Annotated in this window: 1 protein-coding gene; it reads left to right on the top strand. The window is 72.7% G+C overall.

Translation table 11 applies throughout. The annotated features are described in order from the left end of the window. Window positions 1-127: 127 nt before the first annotated feature. Window positions 128-326: hypothetical protein (locus tag V7E45_RS40510; protein ID WP_333779277.1), on the top strand; the 199-nt coding region annotated here is incomplete at its 3' end.

The raw sequence follows: 326 nt of genomic DNA, 5'->3' as shown, positions 1-326 counted from the left end.
CTCCGGAACTCGCTCTTTCCGGCAGCCCCGCCCCCCGGCATCAGGAGCACGGTCACTCACTTCCGCACCCCTTCTGGCATGGACCGGTCAAATCTGTCACGCTTTCGGCAGTCCGTGCCCTGACCCCATGGGCGCGGCGCACCTCTCCGCACAGCGATCGCGCAACCCCACCAGCGGCCGCTCCGGCGCACCCCGGCCGGCCCGGCGGCCATCCGAGCAGGCCGGGACCCCGGCCTTCGCAAAGGAGCAGTGTGTGAGACCGACCCCCCACAAGGCCCTCGGCGCAGGCGTGCTCACCGCCGCCGCGCTGGTCGCCCTCTCCCTCC

It is taken from the genome of Streptomyces sp. IBSBF 3136, assembly GCF_036815105.1.
GTDB lineage: Bacteria > Actinomycetota > Actinomycetes > Streptomycetales > Streptomycetaceae > Streptomyces.
Note: the sequence above shows the minus strand (reverse complement) of the source record. Positions and strands in the feature narration are given on the sequence as shown.